Origin of the sequence: Rhizobium sp. BK418, from assembly GCF_004341105.1 — a bacterium.
GTDB lineage: Bacteria > Pseudomonadota > Alphaproteobacteria > Rhizobiales > Rhizobiaceae > Rhizobium.
Genome location: NZ_SLZK01000006.1, coordinates 457,380 through 473,255, shown reverse-complemented (window position 1 = coordinate 473,255; position 15,876 = coordinate 457,380). Strand labels below are relative to the sequence as shown.

15 protein-coding genes are annotated in these 15,876 nt (G+C 58.7%); 3 read left to right on the top strand and 12 right to left on the bottom strand.

The features are described from left to right. Positions 1-519, top strand: a 519-nt coding sequence (locus tag EV281_RS24415) for a Hint domain-containing protein (protein WP_207896889.1), incomplete at its 5' end; no start/stop codon positions are given. A 49-nt stretch (positions 520-568) separates the two neighbouring features. Here the strand turns inward: EV281_RS24415 and EV281_RS24410 are convergent. The 3 genes from EV281_RS24410 to EV281_RS24400 all read right to left on the bottom strand — a co-directional run bounded on the left by EV281_RS24410 (position 569) and on the right by EV281_RS24400 (position 2,586). Further along, positions 569-1,315, bottom strand: a complete 747-nt coding sequence (locus EV281_RS24410; protein ID WP_132656829.1) for an SDR family oxidoreductase — start codon at positions 1,313-1,315, stop codon at positions 569-571. A gap of 184 nt (positions 1,316-1,499) precedes the next feature. After that, a complete protein-coding gene (locus EV281_RS24405) occupies positions 1,500-1,886 on the bottom strand; it encodes a response regulator (RefSeq protein WP_132656828.1) in 387 nt (128 codons plus the stop codon). Positions 1,887-1,938: 52 nt separating this feature from the next. Beyond that, on the bottom strand, positions 1,939-2,586 hold the full coding sequence (locus EV281_RS24400) for a response regulator (protein ID WP_165911949.1): 648 nt from the start codon (positions 2,584-2,586) through the stop codon (positions 1,939-1,941). A 446-nt stretch (positions 2,587-3,032) separates the two neighbouring features. Here EV281_RS24400 and EV281_RS24395 point away from each other — a divergent pair, with 446 nt between their 5' ends. Both EV281_RS24395 and EV281_RS24390 read left to right on the top strand, forming a co-directional pair. Then, positions 3,033-3,683: a response regulator transcription factor gene (locus EV281_RS24395; RefSeq protein WP_132656827.1), complete on the top strand. Its 651-nt coding sequence runs from the start codon at positions 3,033-3,035 to the stop codon at positions 3,681-3,683. A 59-nt stretch (positions 3,684-3,742) separates the two neighbouring features. Beyond that, a complete protein-coding gene (locus tag EV281_RS24390) occupies positions 3,743-6,016 on the top strand; it encodes a PAS domain-containing protein (protein WP_132656826.1) in 2,274 nt (757 codons plus the stop codon). A 25-nt stretch (positions 6,017-6,041) separates the two neighbouring features. On the opposite strand, the gene EV281_RS24385 is transcribed toward EV281_RS24390, so the two are convergent. The 9 genes from EV281_RS24385 to EV281_RS24345 form a co-directional block, all read right to left on the bottom strand. Further along, on the bottom strand, positions 6,042-6,479 hold the full coding sequence (locus tag EV281_RS24385; RefSeq protein ID WP_165911948.1) for an AraC family transcriptional regulator: 438 nt from the start codon (positions 6,477-6,479) through the stop codon (positions 6,042-6,044). A 115-nt stretch (positions 6,480-6,594) separates the two neighbouring features. After that, entirely contained in the window at positions 6,595-7,584 is a 990-nt protein-coding gene (locus EV281_RS24380) for an ABC transporter permease (protein ID WP_132656824.1), read from the bottom strand. 3 nt (positions 7,585-7,587) lie between these two features. Then, on the bottom strand, positions 7,588-8,442 hold the full coding sequence (locus EV281_RS24375; RefSeq protein WP_132656823.1) for an ABC transporter permease: 855 nt from the start codon (positions 8,440-8,442) through the stop codon (positions 7,588-7,590). After that, positions 8,439-10,214 carry an ABC transporter ATP-binding protein gene (locus EV281_RS24370; protein WP_132656822.1) on the bottom strand — a complete coding sequence of 592 codons (1,776 nt, stop codon included), beginning with the start codon at positions 10,212-10,214 and terminating at the stop codon, positions 8,439-8,441. The genes EV281_RS24375 and EV281_RS24370 overlap by 4 nt, the downstream gene beginning before the upstream one ends. Before the next feature lie 67 nt (positions 10,215-10,281). Beyond that, entirely contained in the window at positions 10,282-11,835 is a 1,554-nt protein-coding gene (locus EV281_RS24365) for an ABC transporter substrate-binding protein (protein ID WP_132656821.1), read from the bottom strand. A 243-nt stretch (positions 11,836-12,078) separates the two neighbouring features. Then, a complete protein-coding gene (locus EV281_RS24360) occupies positions 12,079-12,852 on the bottom strand; it encodes an SDR family oxidoreductase (RefSeq protein WP_132656820.1) in 774 nt (257 codons plus the stop codon). 11 nt (positions 12,853-12,863) lie between these two features. Next, positions 12,864-13,589: an SDR family oxidoreductase gene (locus EV281_RS24355; RefSeq protein ID WP_132656819.1), complete on the bottom strand. Its 726-nt coding sequence runs from the start codon at positions 13,587-13,589 to the stop codon at positions 12,864-12,866. Positions 13,590-13,613: 24 nt separating this feature from the next. Then, positions 13,614-14,888: a D-tagatose-bisphosphate aldolase, class II, non-catalytic subunit gene (locus EV281_RS24350; RefSeq protein ID WP_132656818.1), complete on the bottom strand. Its 1,275-nt coding sequence runs from the start codon at positions 14,886-14,888 to the stop codon at positions 13,614-13,616. After that, positions 14,888-15,865 carry a sugar kinase gene (locus EV281_RS24345; protein WP_132656817.1) on the bottom strand — a complete coding sequence of 326 codons (978 nt, stop codon included), beginning with the start codon at positions 15,863-15,865 and terminating at the stop codon, positions 14,888-14,890. Before EV281_RS24345 ends, EV281_RS24350 begins: the two co-directional genes overlap by 1 nt. Positions 15,866-15,876: the final 11 nt, after the last annotated feature.

The following is a 15,876-nucleotide window of genomic DNA, read 5'->3' as shown; positions in this document are numbered from 1 at the left end:
TGGATCGGCCGCCAGGTCTTCAAGAACAGTGGCACGCGCTGGCATAAGGACGTCGTGCCGATCCGGGTTTCCCGCCACGCGCTGGATGGTCGCACCCCACATTCCGATCTCTACCTGTCGCCTGGCCATGCGCTGTTTCTGGACGGCGTTTTGATCCGCGTGAAGGAGCTCGTGAACGGCACGACTATCGCACCGGTCATCCCGGACGACGGCATGTCGATCGAGTACTATGCCATCATGCTTGATACGCATGAAGTCATCCTTGCCGAAGGTGCTGCAGCCGAAACCTTCCATCTAAAGGATAGCAATCACGAGAACTTTGCGAATTTTGCCGAGTACAAGCGTCTCTATGGCGAAGAACGCACCGCGATGACGTCCTATGCGCCAGTGCTGGGAGGCGGCTGGATGCATTTCAAAGCGCTTCTCCTACTCGGCGTTTCACCACTGGTGCCGATGCGCGATCCGCTCGGGGATGCCTGTGAGAAGATCAACGCACGAGCCAAAGAGCTCTCGCTCTGACAAGCTGCGCGACTGCCCGGAAGCCACTGAAGTCTTCCGGGCTTCCGGCTCAAGCAACGCACATGCCACCATCGACATGAAGCTCAATTCCGTTAACGAAAGTACCCGCTGAAGCGAGGAAAAGCGCGGCTTTGGCCAGCTCTTCGGGACGTCCGAGACGTCCTGCGGGTATCAGATCCGCCATCTGCTGCTCGAATTGCGGACGGTTGCTTTCGCTGACGCCGAGCTTTCCCAGGATTTCGGTCTCGACAGGACCGGGGCTCAGGATATTCACGCGGATCCTGCGCGATTTGAATTCGATCGCCCAGTTTCGGGCAAATGCGGCAAGCGCAGCCTTGGTGCCGGCATAAACCGTGTGGTTGGGCAAAACCTTCGTTCCGGCCAGTGAACTCGTGACGATGATATTTCCGCCGTCGCGGATATGCGGGGCAATCGTCTGGACGCCGAAGAAGACGCCGCGCGTATTGACTGCAAAATGCTGGTCGTATTCCGCTTCGCTAACGGTCTCAGAAGCGGCAAGATTGATGATGCCGGCGTTCGCCATATAGACATCGATCGCACCAAAGCGCTCTGTGACATCCGCCGCCAGGCGGCGATGGAAGTCGATACTGGCGACATCACCGCACATTCCGACCGCGCCATGACCAATCTCTCGAACCGCTTCGTCGACGACATCCTGCCGGCGTCCGGTGATGACAACCCTCGCCCCTTCCTCCACGAAAAGACGCGCCGTCGCTTTCCCTATTCCGCTATTGCCACCTGTTATGATGGCCACCTTGTCCTTTAAACTTGGCATCTGAAGTCTCCTTGTTGATGCGCAGGAGATAAACAGTTGCATCTGCTTTCATTAGCAGGGTTTCAGGACAAGGAACTTTGCCTGGAACAGACAAATGGCCGGAGATGACGCGGCTGACCGTGAGCCAAGCTCGGCTTCACCTGTCGATAAAGTGGAACGGACCGCACACGCGTAACAAAGACGGCTAATCTCCGCGATAATCGCTGATCGCGCGCTCCAGCCATGACATGAGCAAATCAGCATTGACTGGTTTCCTTAGAAAGGTGATCGCGCCCGCCTGAAAGACGGCTGCTTCAATGTCCTTGTCCCCATGCGCAGTCATGATGATGACTGGCGGGTGAGATGGCATCTTGCTCAATGCCTGGAGCATCTCGACCCCCGACATTCCCGGCATTCTGACGTCAGCAAGAATGCAATCGACGTTCGAATAGCCTTTTTCGTTGAGGAACGCCTCGGCAGAGTCATAGAGATCGCTCTCATAGCCAGCCGCTTCGAGCAGATCCTTCAGGGATTCTCTGAGATAGCGATGGTCATCGATGACAGCGACGGTCTTATTAGGGAAACTTGCCATTGCGTCAGCACAATTCTTCTTTTTTCGGGCAATGAGCTAGGCGCCACGCAGGTTACTGATACAGTCTAAGATCCGGTTTTAACATGTCAAATTTGCGGACAAGCTCTGCAACCGAGCGCGCTTGCATCTTTTTCATCATTCGCCCGCGATGCAGTTTCACCATGATTTCGCTGATCTGCATCTCATGCGCAATCTGCTTGTTCATCAGCCCGGCCGCCACATAGCCTAGAACCTCACGCTCCCGCGGGGTAAGCTTGGCTTCACAATTTTCCAGTTGGGTACGTGCAGCCGCCTCTTTCCGGTTCTCTGCATCCCGCCTGATCGCCTCGCCAACCGCGGCGATCACGGCGCTGCCGGCGAATGGCTTGACCAGAAAGTCGGTTGCTCCTGCCTTCATCGCCTTGACTGTCAGGGGAACACTTCCGTGACCCGACATGAAGATAATGGGCATGGTGTTTCCGGCAGCGGCGAGCTGATCCTGGAAATCCAGCCCGCTGATGCCCGGCATCCGCACGTCTAGGAGAATACAGCCCGCCTGCCCCATATCGCAGCGCTCCAGGAAGTCCGAGGCGCTCTCGAATGCGATGGCCTTTATCGCGACCGACTCGAAAAGGTCCACCAGCGAACTTCTGACGGCCCCTTCGTCGTCGACGATACAGACAACAGGCTCGTCCCGCATGCTGACTTGATTAATCGTCATGGCTTTTCGCGCCTCCAAACGACGGCTTTGTATCCTCTTTGAAGAGTTTCCCGTGAGCCAAGATCCCACGCCGATCCTAACACGCGAGATCCCTCACAAAAATACGCCAGGGGTATAGGTTGGGGGACAAAGTGCCGGCAGATCCGGTCGAATTTCATTGTAATCGCAAATAGGTAATGCCGGCGATTTCAACTGCTGCGTCAGCCCCGTATGTCTGCAAAGACCGCTGTAAGGCACACGTCCAGCACACCATCGTACACCGTGTCGGCACCTCAGGACTCCTCTCTCCTATAAGTAGAACTTAAATAAGCAATAAATCAGAGGTGTTAAAAACTCCTTCTGTCCTATATATTTGGTTTAGTCGTCCCCTTCTTCAATTTTCTCTTCCGTGACTGTATCTTCATGCGGTTCCAGCAGCACTTCCGCTGGCAGTTGGAGGATCATGCATGGGGGCGACCACCTCCAAAGGGTCGAAAGGTCCGGTCGCGATCTTGGTTGATGACGATGCGACGGTTTGTGCGGCTCTGGAGAACCTGCTGAATTCGGTTGGCATCGATGCGATGACCTTTTTATCGGGCCATGAATTTCTCGACACAAAGCTGCCCGACCGCCCGAGCTGCGTCGTGCTGGATGTCCGTATGCCCGGCATCAGCGGCCTGGACCTGCAGCATCACCTGACCCGCAACGGCGTCACAACGCCCGTCCTTTTTCTGACCGGTCACGGCGATATCGCAATGAGCGTGCAGGCGATGAAAGCTGGCGCGCAGGATTTCCTGACCAAACCCGTACGGGACCAGACCTTTCTCGATGCCGTGTCCAAGGCCATCGCGACCGATGTCAGCCGCCGGAACGCATTGTCTGCAGCCGATAGATACGTTTCCCTGTTTGAAACCCTCACCACCCGTGAGCGCCAAGTTCTGAAGCTGGTCGTCGCCGGAGAGGTCAACAAACAGATAGCCTTCTCCCTTGGGATCAGTGAATTTACGGTGAAGCTTCACCGTAGCAATATGATGAAGAAAATGCAAGTTAGTTCGGTGGCGCAGCTTTTCAACGTCTGGCAGGCGCTGCCTTCGCATGTTCGGACGAGCGACGACTGAATTTATGCCTAGCGTCAGGTCGCAGAAAAACTAACGACGGAAAAGTAAAGAGGACTTCCATGCAGTTGACATCGTCAAAAGAACGGATCGTCACGGCCATGGCTATTGGCGGCAGCGGCATTCTGCTGGCAGGGCTTTTCGCGGACCCTTCCGGCATTCTCGTCGCAATGGTCGCCATCTGGCTCTATACCAGTTGGCGCGCAGGCTTGGCCGTTCTGCTCATCGGCTGCCTGCTGACCGCCGCTGTCATCCTCTCCCCCGCCAATTTCGGCCATGACGAACCGGCCCGGGTCGTCATGTTCACCGGCTCGGCCACCGCTCTCTGGTTTTTCATCAACATCTTCAAGCCGCAGAGCCTTTTCGACCGCGTTTACAAGAATATTCAGCCCAATATCGAAGATATTCCCGGATTTGGCTGGTCAGCCTATCCAGATGGCCGCCTGCGCTTCCTGAATCCGAAAGCGCTCGATTTTATCGGCGTGAGCGCCGAGGAAATGAGCAGGATCGCCAAACTCGACAATCATTCATGGTGGAGCCTTTTTGTGCATCCCGACGATGTCGAGGGTTGTATGCAACGATGGGAACACAGCCTCAAGACAGGCGAGCCGATCTTCGAAGAGCAACGAGTGCGACGTGCCGATGGAACCTATCGCTGGCTTCGCGATTCCGCCATCGCCTCGCGCGACGAAAACGGTCGTATCACGGCCTGGTTTGCGACGTCTGTCGACATTGACGATCAGCGAAAGGCGGAAGCTGCCTTGCGCGAAAGCCAGCGGCAACTGCAGCAGATGATCGACACCGTACCGGCTCTCATCTGGTGCGCCAACCCGGCCGGCGAGACGTCTTATATCAACAAGCCTCTCATGGACTGGACCGGAATCTCGCTCGAAGGCAATCATTCCGCAGAAAGGTTCGCGACTGCAATCGTCGAAGCCATCCATCCCGAAGACCGGGTGTTGTTTCAGGAGAGCCTTTCGCAGGCTTTCGAAACGGGCAAACGCTTCGCCCTGAAATATCGGCAGCGGCGCTTCGATGGCGCTTATCGCTGGATCGACGGCAAGGCCGAGCCGCTTCGTGATGCCGACGGACAGATCATTCAGTGGTATGGCGTCTGCCTGGACATTCATGACGAGATGGAAGCGCACGAAGCAGCGCGGGAGCGCGAAGCGGAACTGCGCCTGATCGTCGATACGGTGCCTTCGCTGATCTGGCTCATGACGCCAGAGGGCCTCCCCTGCTATTTCAACAAGCGCTTCTCCGAATGGGCGGGGCTCGACGAAGGCGATATTCATTCGAAGACGCCGGACCAGGTGGCCGCCCGGGAGGACCTGGTCCACCCCGACGACCGCGCCGCAGTGACCGAGGCATTCAGGAACGCCATTGCGAGCGGCCAGTCGATCAACCACAAAGGCCGGCTTCGCCATAAGGACGGTCAATACCGCTGGATGGATTCGCGCGTAGAACCTCTGCGCGACGAAAACGGCAAAATCATCCGCTGGTATGGTGTCAATCTCGATATCGATGAAGAGGTTCGCGCTCAGGAGGCTCTGCGCCAATCCGATGAGAGACTGGCAAGGGCTCTACGTGCTGCCAGCCTGTCTGAACTTTCCGTCTCGATCGCGCATGAACTCAACCAGCCGCTGCAGGCGGTCGTTGCCAACGCGAATGCGTTCCGCCGTTGGCTGAGTGCCGATCCGCCGAACCTCGAACGTGCAATGCGTTCCGCCGACTGGATCGTGCGCGATGCCGACGCGGCTGCGGACGTGGTCAGCCGCATCAGGGCGCTCTTCGGCAAGACCGCCTATCCACGAACGGCAGTCGATCTGAACGGTCTCATTGGCGATGCCTGCGAGCTGCTTGCCGACAAGCTCGCCTCCAACAAGGTGAAGCTCGATATCAATCTCGCCCCTTATCTGCCGGAGACCAGCGCGGATCATGTGCAGCTTGAGCAAGTGATGCTCAATCTCATCCGCAATGGTATCGAAGCGATGCATGATACGGAGCCAAGGATTCGAACGCTGAAAATCGAATCCAGGCTGCGAGACGATGATACGGTTGAGGTGGAAGTGAGCGACCGTGGGGACGGCATCAGCGATCCGGAGAGGATTTTCGAGGCGTTTTATACGACGAAGCAAGATGGAATGGGCATGGGTCTTGCGATCTGCCGTTCCATCATCGAATCCCACGGAGGGCGTCTCTGGGCGGAAAACGGCGTGCGCGGTGGCGCGTCCATCACGTTCAGCCTGCCGATCCGCGAGGCTCAGGCAAAGCCCGCGCCCCTGGAAATCCATATCAGACCTGCCGTCAGGGAGCTCGAAGCTCTTTCGGCATGACTGGCTGTGCCGATCTCGTGACTGCTCACTGCAACGGCTGATCTTGGGTTGGGGGTAAGTCGGCCTTTCGCATGCCATCTTGAGAGGCGCCTTGCGCCCCGAGTTCATGCCGCCATTGGCTGGGTGTCGTGCCGACAAAACGGCGGAACAGCCGACTGAAATGGGCATGATCCGACAAGCCGCAGGCAAAGGCTATGTCACCCATTTCGTGCTCGGAAGTGAGCAGTAATATTTGGGCGCGCTCGATACGTTGCTGCATGACGAATGCATAGGGGGACATGCCGAAACTGACCGAAAACGCACGGCGGAAATGGCCGGGGCTGAGTTTTGCCGCCGCCGCCAGATCGTCGACGCGAACCGGTCCCTCCAGCCTCTCATCAACGTATTCAGTGATGCGTCTGACCTGCCAGCTACTGAGGCCCGTCCTGCGACGGCTCTTGTCCTGACCATTCTCTTGATTCATCTGACCGTCCTGCGACATGGGCGGGATCGCCATCTTCAGATGAACGCCGAACGTCCGGGAAATCCATAGGATAGAGGTCTAGCAAACTAGGCCGAAGGAATAGGTTTTAAGCTTGCTAAAGCTCAATACGCGGATCGGCCAGGGTTTGCAGGATTTCGACGACGATGTTCACGAGGATATAGAAGGTTCCAAGAACAACGGTAACACCGAGAACAGCCGGGAGGTCGGAGCTGGTCAACGACTGGACCATATAGAGACCTAGGCCTGGCCATCCGAAAACGAGCTCGACGATCAAAAGATTGCCGAACAGAAGTCGGACCTGCAGACCGATCATCGCCAAAGCCGGCGAAGCGGCGTTACGAAGCCCATGACGCAAGACGACTACGGCCTCACGAAGACCTTTTCCTCGCGCAGTTCCAATATATGCCTGCTGCATCACGTCGTGCAGCGCGCTGTTAAGACTTCGCCCCACCGCCACCGCAATGGGCAGGGCCAGAGCGCAAGCAGGCAGCAGCAGATGCCTGACCGCATCAAGGCCGAGATCACCTCTGCCGCCCACGATCGCATCGATGAGATTGAGGCCGGTCGGCCCGCCAATATCATCCTCGCTCATTCTGCCAGAACCCGGCAGCCATCCGAAGCGGAACCAGAAAAAATAGACAAACAGCAAGGCCGACATGAAAATCGGCACTGAACCTGCCGCAATGAAGATCAACCGTAGCGCTCCGGATCCCCCGAAAATATGGGGTAGGATTGCAACAATACCTGCCAGCAAAAGGCCGATACAGAGAGAAGCCAGCGACAGTTCAAGCGACGCCGGCAGATATTGTCTTATATCGTTCACCACTGGCTGACGGGTCCTGACCGACGTTCCGAGATCGCCTTCTGCGAGCCGCGACAGGAACCGGCCATACTGGACAATAATAGGATCGTCGAGCCCGAGCTGTTGGCGAAGAGCATTCACATTCGAGAGAGGCGTCAGAGGTCCGGCGATAGCGCGCGCTGGATCGGCGGGAATGATGCTTTGCAGGCAGAACACCGCAAAGCTCATCGTCAGGAGGACGGCTACAAGGCCCAGTGTACGTCTAATGAGATAGGCGACCATATGCTAGCTTCCCCGCAATGCCGCCCGAAGGCCGTCGCCTGCGAGATTGGCAAGGAGGCAAATGAGGAAAATGACCGCCGCCGGCAATATCGGAAGCCACCAATAGGCAGAGAGACTATCGAGCGCACGCGATGTCATCGCTCCCAGCTCGGGTGCTGGCGCCGGCTGGCCGAGCCCGATGAAGGACATGAGCGACATCGTCATGATCACGTTGGCCACATCCAGCGTCGCGGCCACCAGCAGGGCTGGAATGGCACCGGGAAGAATGTAACGCAACAGGAGGCGCGGACCGCTGACGCCGGCCACCCTTGCAGCCTCCGCATGCGGGCGTGCATTCAACCGACGCAGTTCGTCACGCGATATACGGGCATACCAGGGCCACCATGCGATGCCGATCGCAATCATCGTGTTGGCCAGCCCCGCCCCGAGCGTTGCGATGACGGCCAGGGCTACGAGTGTCGAAGGCAGGACAAGGAAGAAATCGACCAGCCATTGCGCCAGCATGTCGAACCTGCGGCTGATGAGGCCTGGAATCATGCCGACGCATGTGCCGATGATGAGGCTGAAGAGGACAAGAGCGATTGCCGGCAGCCATGTATATTGGACACCGAGAACGATACGAGAAAAAAGGTCGCGCCCGATCTCGTCTGTCCCGAACCAATGCTCGGTGGACGGCGGCAGATAGGCCACTGCAACGCGAAGCTGCGGATTGAAAGGTGCCAGCCAAGGTGCGAACAAAGCGACGACCGTTATGGCAAACACGCCAAGCAGCCCAATCCGGTCGATCCAGCCGATACGGCCAAGAATGACAGGCCAGCGGACGAGCCGCTCCTCGGGGAGGAACTCGGGAACGTTCATGCGTCCCGCCCGCCTGTGCTCGCAGGCGTCTTCGGTATTGCGGCAAGGATAGCGCTCATTGACAGGGGACCGAAACCTGCAGTGGTCGCATCGGGATCCCCTTGCTGAACCACCCGGCCCTGATCGAGCACGGCGATTCGGTCGGCAATTATCCGTGCGGCAGCGAGATCATGGGTGATGAACAGCACCGCCATGCCAAGCTGGCGCCGAAGCCGGCCGAGAAGGTTCAACGTCGTGGCAGCAAGCGACACGTCGAGCGCGCTGATCGGCTCGTCGCAGAGCAGAAGTTTCGGGGGCAAGACGATCGCCCTGGCAATCACGGCGCGCTGGCATTGGCCGACCGAGAGGCTCGAAGGCAGCGACGACATAAGGCCCTTATCGAGGCCAACCAACTCGAAGGCTTCGCGGACTCTATGAACACGCTCCACTTTGCCGAGACCAAGATGCCGCAAGCGATCACCTATCTGCTGACCGATCGGAAGCCACGGTGTCAGGGAGGCAACCGCGTCTTGAAAAATAACCTGTGGCGACACATCGATCCGGAAAATCTCCCCGCCGTCGGGCGCCAGCAGTCCAGCCGCGAGCCTCAGGATTGTCGATTTGCCCGCGCCGCTTTCTCCGACCAGGGCAACACATTGCCCGAGCCTGACGGAAAGATCGACTGATTCCAGAACCTGGCGCTCGCGGCGTCGGCCAAACAACCCGACAGTCGTGGTGAAGCTCTTGCTGACACTGGATAATCGCAGCGCTTCGACCGGCCCTGCCGCTGGCGCAGGCGGCCAGATTTCCGTGGTGCGGTACCGGCGAGCGGCAGAATCCGCCAACTCAGGGAAGATGCAGGCTGCCGCATGGCTCGGGATAGCAAGTGAATGGAGCTCGGGCCGCCCGGTTATGCATTCACCCCTCATGACAGGACAGCGGGCAGCGTAACAACAGGCGTTTTCGGGATTGGCAAACTGCGTCTGCTCCACCGGCAAGGTGGGTAGCAAACGACGACGATCCGTTTCGAAATCGAACTGTGTCGCCAGCAGGCCGGCCAGATAGGGGTGGCGCGGATTGGTCAGCGCGTCATCTGTTCTGCCGAACTCGACAACGCGTCCCCTGTAGAGCACAAATATGCGATCGGCGAGCGAGGCTGCCGCGGCCAGATTATGGGTGATGAACAGGACGGCCATCTGGTGCTCTCGTGCACCCTCACGTAACAGTTCGAGAACCTGATCCTGCAAGGCGAAGTCGAGGGCGGTGATCACTTCATCGGCAATTAGCACTTTTGGTCGCGCCATCAACGCCATTGCGATCAGGATGCGTTGGCGCTGTCCGCCGGACAAACGATGCGGAAATGCATCCAATATGGCGTCCGCATCTGCAAGCCCGACCCGGTCTAGCCAATCTCGGATGAAAGTGTCGTCGCCGCCAGCCGATTCCCTGAGCTGATGACGGATCGTCATTGTGGGGTTTAGCGCACCCATCGGATCTTGTGGAATGGTGCGCACGAGCTGGTGGCGGGCTGCACACAGCACCGCTGGCCTCGCGCCAACGATCTCTGTGCCCGCAAGACGAATGGAGCCGGTGACTTTGGGCTCGCTGAAGGCCGGCAGCAGCCCCTGAATTGCAGTTCCGAGCGTGGATTTGCCGGAGCCGCTTTCGCCAACGACAGCGATGATCTCGCCCGGCATTGCTTCCAAGTTGATACGGTCGAGCACCAGATTATCGCGACCGTTTTGTCGCAAGACGACACTGAGATCGACAATGGAGAGCGCAGCTTTGATCATGACCTCTTCAATTCCCCGCAGTTGGGATTGCAGCCACGGACCTCGCCGGAAGCCACACGCTCTGCCATCAGCGCCTCACGCGCGAATAGTCGATGCTGCCTCTCGGAAACACCGGACGAAGTCCCAGATCCTTCAGCCCCTTGCGATGGACAACCACGTCGTCGACATCGACGAGCGGAATGAAATGGCCCGCATCGAAATACATTTGGCCCGCTTTTTCATAGAACGCATTGCGCGCAGCAAGATCCACCGCTGAGGCCCCTTCGGCAACGACGGCATCGGCTTCCGGAAGCGTACTGCCGTAAAGATTGAGCGGCGCATCCTTTGTGAAGAAGGCCTTTGCCTGATTGTCGGGGTGAGCCGCATCCGGGGAAGCGATGATCAGCAGCATGTCAGGAGCTGCCGGATCGCCCTTCATGGCATAAGCCGCCCCCGGCGGCATTATATGCGAAGTGGCCTGGACGCCGATCAGCGACAGCCCGGCGATCATCAGGTCGGCGATGCGCCCATAGCTCGGATTGGCGCTGTAGAGCCCAATGGTGAGGATGACTGATCCGTGCCTGGCGATGGCAGACTTCGCTGCCTCGATATCCGTCGGAAACTGCACTGGCTGGCCGGGATTAAGCATGATGTTTGGATAAAGCGATTTCGAGACATGCGCATATTGCCCGAAGGCATCCTTCGCCCACAAATTTGGGTTGATCGCGGTCAGAACAGCCTTGCGAACTTCGGCATCGTCGAGCGGCGATCCAGGCTTAATGAAGGCCTCGTATTGTGTCATGCTGGGAGCCGACGTTATTTCCAGATCGGCCGGCAGGCTGCCGAGCTGCGCGAATGGGAAATTGGCCGGTACGGCATCGATCTCGCCAGCCTTCAATTTGAGAATTTGCTGGCCGATATCCGGGATGACCGGAAATTCCACCTTGCCAAAAAAAGGTCTGGCGCCCCAATAGTCCTCGTTTCGCTCGAGCACATATCGCTCACCGCGCTTGAATTCGGCGAGCTTGAAAGGCCCGGTCCCAACCGCGTGATCGGTCAGCCATCCCGTCGCAAAGTCGCCCTTGGCATGATCGGAAAGGACTGCAGAGCTGATGATCTTCGGTCCCCATGGACCTGCAAGACTATCCATGAAGGAAGGCTGCGCATGACGCAGCGTGATGACCACCGTGGAACTGTCCGGTGCTGCGATATCCGCGACGTTGGCGAGCGTATAATTCTGCACAAAGCCGCCGTCGCGTCGGCGCTTGAATGAGGTGACCACCGCATCGGCGTTCAAGATCGTACCGTCGTGAAACTTGACGCCGTGGACGAGGTGAAACGTATAGGCCAGGCCATCGCCGGACATTTCCCAGCTCTTTGCGAGTGACCCGACGATCTTCGTCGAGCTCGCTTCATATTTGACGAGACCTTCATAAACGCTGTCGAGCGCCGTCAGTCCGGCAACCTCAAAACCGTTATCCGGATCCAGAGTGCCGATATCAGACGAATAGGGAATACGCAGGATATTCTCGGCATGACCCGCAGCCACGGAGATCAGCAGTCCAAGCGAAAGAGCAAGCAGTCGAAGACCGATCGCGAGGTTGATACGTGAGACTATCGAAGCGAAGAGGAATTTCGGCATTGAGTGATCCGTGATTGCGTCATACCGGCCACGAGCGGCGAAAGCTCAAGCCAGCTATTCGTCATCACAATCATAAAGGCGCGTCACTGAATACCTTTGAAGATTCCGCGCCATAAATATTTCCTGCTTCCGCTGACGGAGCCATCCGCGGAAGCATTTAAAAGCCTGGAACCAGTAGCCCCACAGGAAGATGGGCTTGCAATACAGTCGCTGAGGACACGGCGCCTGCGAACAATATCGCAGCTACCAGCAGGTGAACCCTGCGTCGACGCTGACGATTGCGCCCGTCATCAGGCTTGCCGCACCGGATGCAAGGAAGAGAACTGCGCTTGCAACCTCCTCAGGCGTGCCCATTCGTCCCATCGGCGTATCGTTGAGCCAGATCGGAATCCGTTCGCGATTGGCTTCGACTGCCGCAACCATCGGCGTTTCGATATAGGTCGGCGCGACGGCATTGACCCTGACGCCATGCTGAGCCCATTCGGCGGCCATCGACCGGGTGATGTGATGCACCGCCGCTTTTGAAACATTATAGGGAGTCTGCGGCTGCGGCCGGTTACAGATAATACCGGACATCGAACCGAGATTGACGATCGCACCGCGTTTCATCGCAACCATGTGACGGCCGAAGGAGCGCGAGCACCAGAAGACGCCATTGACATTGACGTCCATCATTCGCAACCAGTCGGCGTCGGTGACGTCTTCTGACGGGACGCCGCTCTTGCCGATCCCCGCATTGTTTACCAGGATCGTTGCCGGCCGTCCGCCATCGGCAAGCTCATTGGCGATCGCCTCCATGCGCGCTGAATCGGTGACGTCACCCAGCCGCAGCTCAATGTCATAGCCTTTGTGCTTCAGCGCCAGCGCTTCCTCTGCGTCGGCTTCGTTACGCTCGATCACGACGACGGCGGCACCCGCCTCAGCGAGCGCGTGGGCGCAGCAAAGCCCGATGGCGCGTCCACCGCCAGTGACAACCGCCCGTTCCCCCTCGACGCGGAATTTTTCCTGATAGCTCATGATTTCGCTCCTCAGATGTCGAATGCGCTTGGAAGAACGACGATGTCGCGGATCGTCACATTACGCGGACGCGTCAGCATGAACATGATGGCGTCTGCTACTTCTTTCGGCTCGATCAGGGCACCGGCCTCCTTCGCCTTGCGCAGGTTCTCCTCCGGCCAGTCGGCAAGCAGCGCGCTGATGACAGGACCAGGCGAAACCGAGCCGACGCGAATGCCACTTTTCAGAAGCTGGCGGCGCATCGTCTGGACGAAGCAATGCATCGCCCATTTCGACGGCGAATAGACCGGTTCCCAGGGAACAGGGGCATGGCCGGCTACCGAACTTGTGACAACGATATCGCCGGTGCCACGTTCGATCATGTGCGGAATGACGGTGCGGACATTCTTGATGACGACGTTGACGTTGAGGTTCAACATACGGTCGATCGCGTCGAGATTGGCATCCGCAAGATCACCGCCGATATAGGTACCAGCATTGGCATGCAGGATGTCGAGCTGGCCTACCTTCGACAGCACGCGGTCGAGAAGCCCGGCGCACGCGTCGGTATCCAGGAGATCCAAAGCGAGTGGAATCGCCTGTGTACCGAGGCGCTCGCAGGCCGACTTCAGCGCCTTCTCGTCGCGATCGACGAGAACGACCGTGGCACCGGCGGCAATCATCGCCTCCGTCGACGCCATTCCGATACCCGATGCCGCGCCTGTGATCGCAGCGACCTTTCCCTTCAACTCGTTCATTCTTTCCTCCTCGGTTGTGCGGCTCTATCTACCTGCGCCGCATGCTGCGTGATATTCGGCAAGGCTCTTCGTTACTCGCCAGATCAGAACCTCCTCAGGATCCAGCGGTGCTTCGGAAAACCGCTCAGCCTCCGGCATGTGTTGCCAGAATAGCGGGAGAGGCACGGATTTTCCGGCAAGCGCGTCAGAAAGGCGCGCGACTGCCGATTGCGCCTCTTCGGACGCCCAATAGTATCGGATGCGATCCGACAGCGAATAGTGCCGAAGCCAGCGCTGCCTGTCTTCGGTGCCGTGATAGTGACGGCTCCAGTTCTCCGGATGCGCCAGCATCAAGGCCTCCATCGCAGCGTAAAGAGGACGCTCGCCATAATCAGGCACGAGATCAGAGGCAATCAGATCCAGTCCATAGAGGGCTTCGCGTAGCACGAAGGTCAGTTCCGGCCCGACTTTGAGAATAGGGAACCCATCTTCGACGAGCGCCGTCAGCGGAGCGATCCCCTGGTAATCAGTGGAATGGGCTTCGAATACGAATTGCGGCTCGTCCTCGAGCACCTGCTTCAATGCGTCGATCCTGCTCCGGTCGTAGCGGATGACGTTGTGGTTGCCGAACTCGACACCCGGCTGCACCACGAGCCCGATGGCACGCGCAAAGGCCTCCGCCAGACCGGCCTCGGTGAAGACTCGACGATGAATGTCGATTGTCCGCCTCGCGGCGGAGGCCGATGTCGGCTCGATCATGGTCAGCGCGTGATCCGCGCCGCCGGGCGGAGGAACCTCGGTGCCGATCACATAGAGCGGCATCGTGCCACCTGCTCGTTTTGCCGAAGCCTCGGCAGCAGCGGCAAGCCGCGCAGCGCGATGGGCTGTCGTCTCGTCGTCCAGCGCTGCAGCCTCGCCCATGCAGCCCATCGATGCATCGAGATGGATCTTTTGGAAGCCGGCATCGACATAGGCAGCTACCATCCTCTCAGCTTCCGCCATGGCCACTTCCGCTGGCTTATCCCGCCAGGGATTCGGCCCCAAATGATCGCCACCAAGCATGATGAGATCGTCCGGACATCCCTCTTCTTTGGCGATACGCTGTACGAGCGCCGCAAAATCTGAAGGGGTCATGCCGGTGTAGCCGCCCAGATGATTGACCTGGTTGCAGGTCGCCTCGATCAGCACGGTGCCTGAGTGATCTCGCCCGTAACGCAGTGCTGCCCGCAACACGATCGGATGGGCTGAGCAGATCGAAGCGATACCGACGGGACGGCCCTGTGCCCTGAGGGAAGCCAGTTCGCTGAGTGCTATCCGCATCAGACGCGCCTTTCCGTTGAAGCGATAAACGCATCAAGTTCCTGGCGCGTGCCGGCCCCTTCCATCGGACCGCGGATCGTTACATTGCGCGCGCCCGCAGCCGAACCATAGATCAGGGCCTCCTGCGGAGACATTCCGAGCCGGCGGCAGGTGAGATACGCCCCACCGAAGCAATCACCGGCGCCCGTCGGATCGACCTCCTCGACCAGAAAAGCGGGAGCGTCGATCCGCTCTCCGTCTCTGCCGAAATAGGTCGCGCCATCAGCTCCGCGCTTCAGCACGATTTCCTTCACGCCGATGCCGAACAGACGACCGATCGCCTCGGCTTCGCCGGGCACGCCTGCCGCCCGCTCAAGCTCTTCCCCAGATGGCAGTAGGAGATCGGCGGCAGCGACAAGCTGCGCAAATCGGCGCTCAGTGTCCTGATCGAGCTGCAGTTCCTTGCGAATATTCGGATCAATCGAGAGCGTACCGCCGCGTGCCTTCACGATCTCGACCGCCCTGTCGATCACGTCCCGGGCGCTCGGAACGGAGAGAGCCGAGCCCATCACATGCAGATGTCCGCTGCGATGGAAGAGATCGTTGACGCCTTGGGACCATCCGAAGCGAGCGGCCGCAGACCTGGCGATATTGTAGACGAAGTCGCGGGAGCCATCCTTGCGGTAACGGACGAAGGCGCTGCCGGTCGGATAGTCTGGATCGACGGCAATTGTCGACACATCGACGCCGTCGCGCTTGAGCCGATCGATATTGACACGGCCGAAATCGTCGTCGCCGACCGCCCCCACCATTGCCGCCGAGCCGCCGAGCCGGCCGCATTGCGAGATGAAGATCGCCGGCGCTCCGCTAGGAAACGGTCCGACGAGCGGTTGCGCTTCGAGAAAACCGTCTCCGTCGGTCGTGGCAATGATCTCCACCAGGATCTCGCCGACGCAAACCGTGGGACCAAGATGATCCGGGGCCAAGATTGAAGCCATTGCAATTCCGC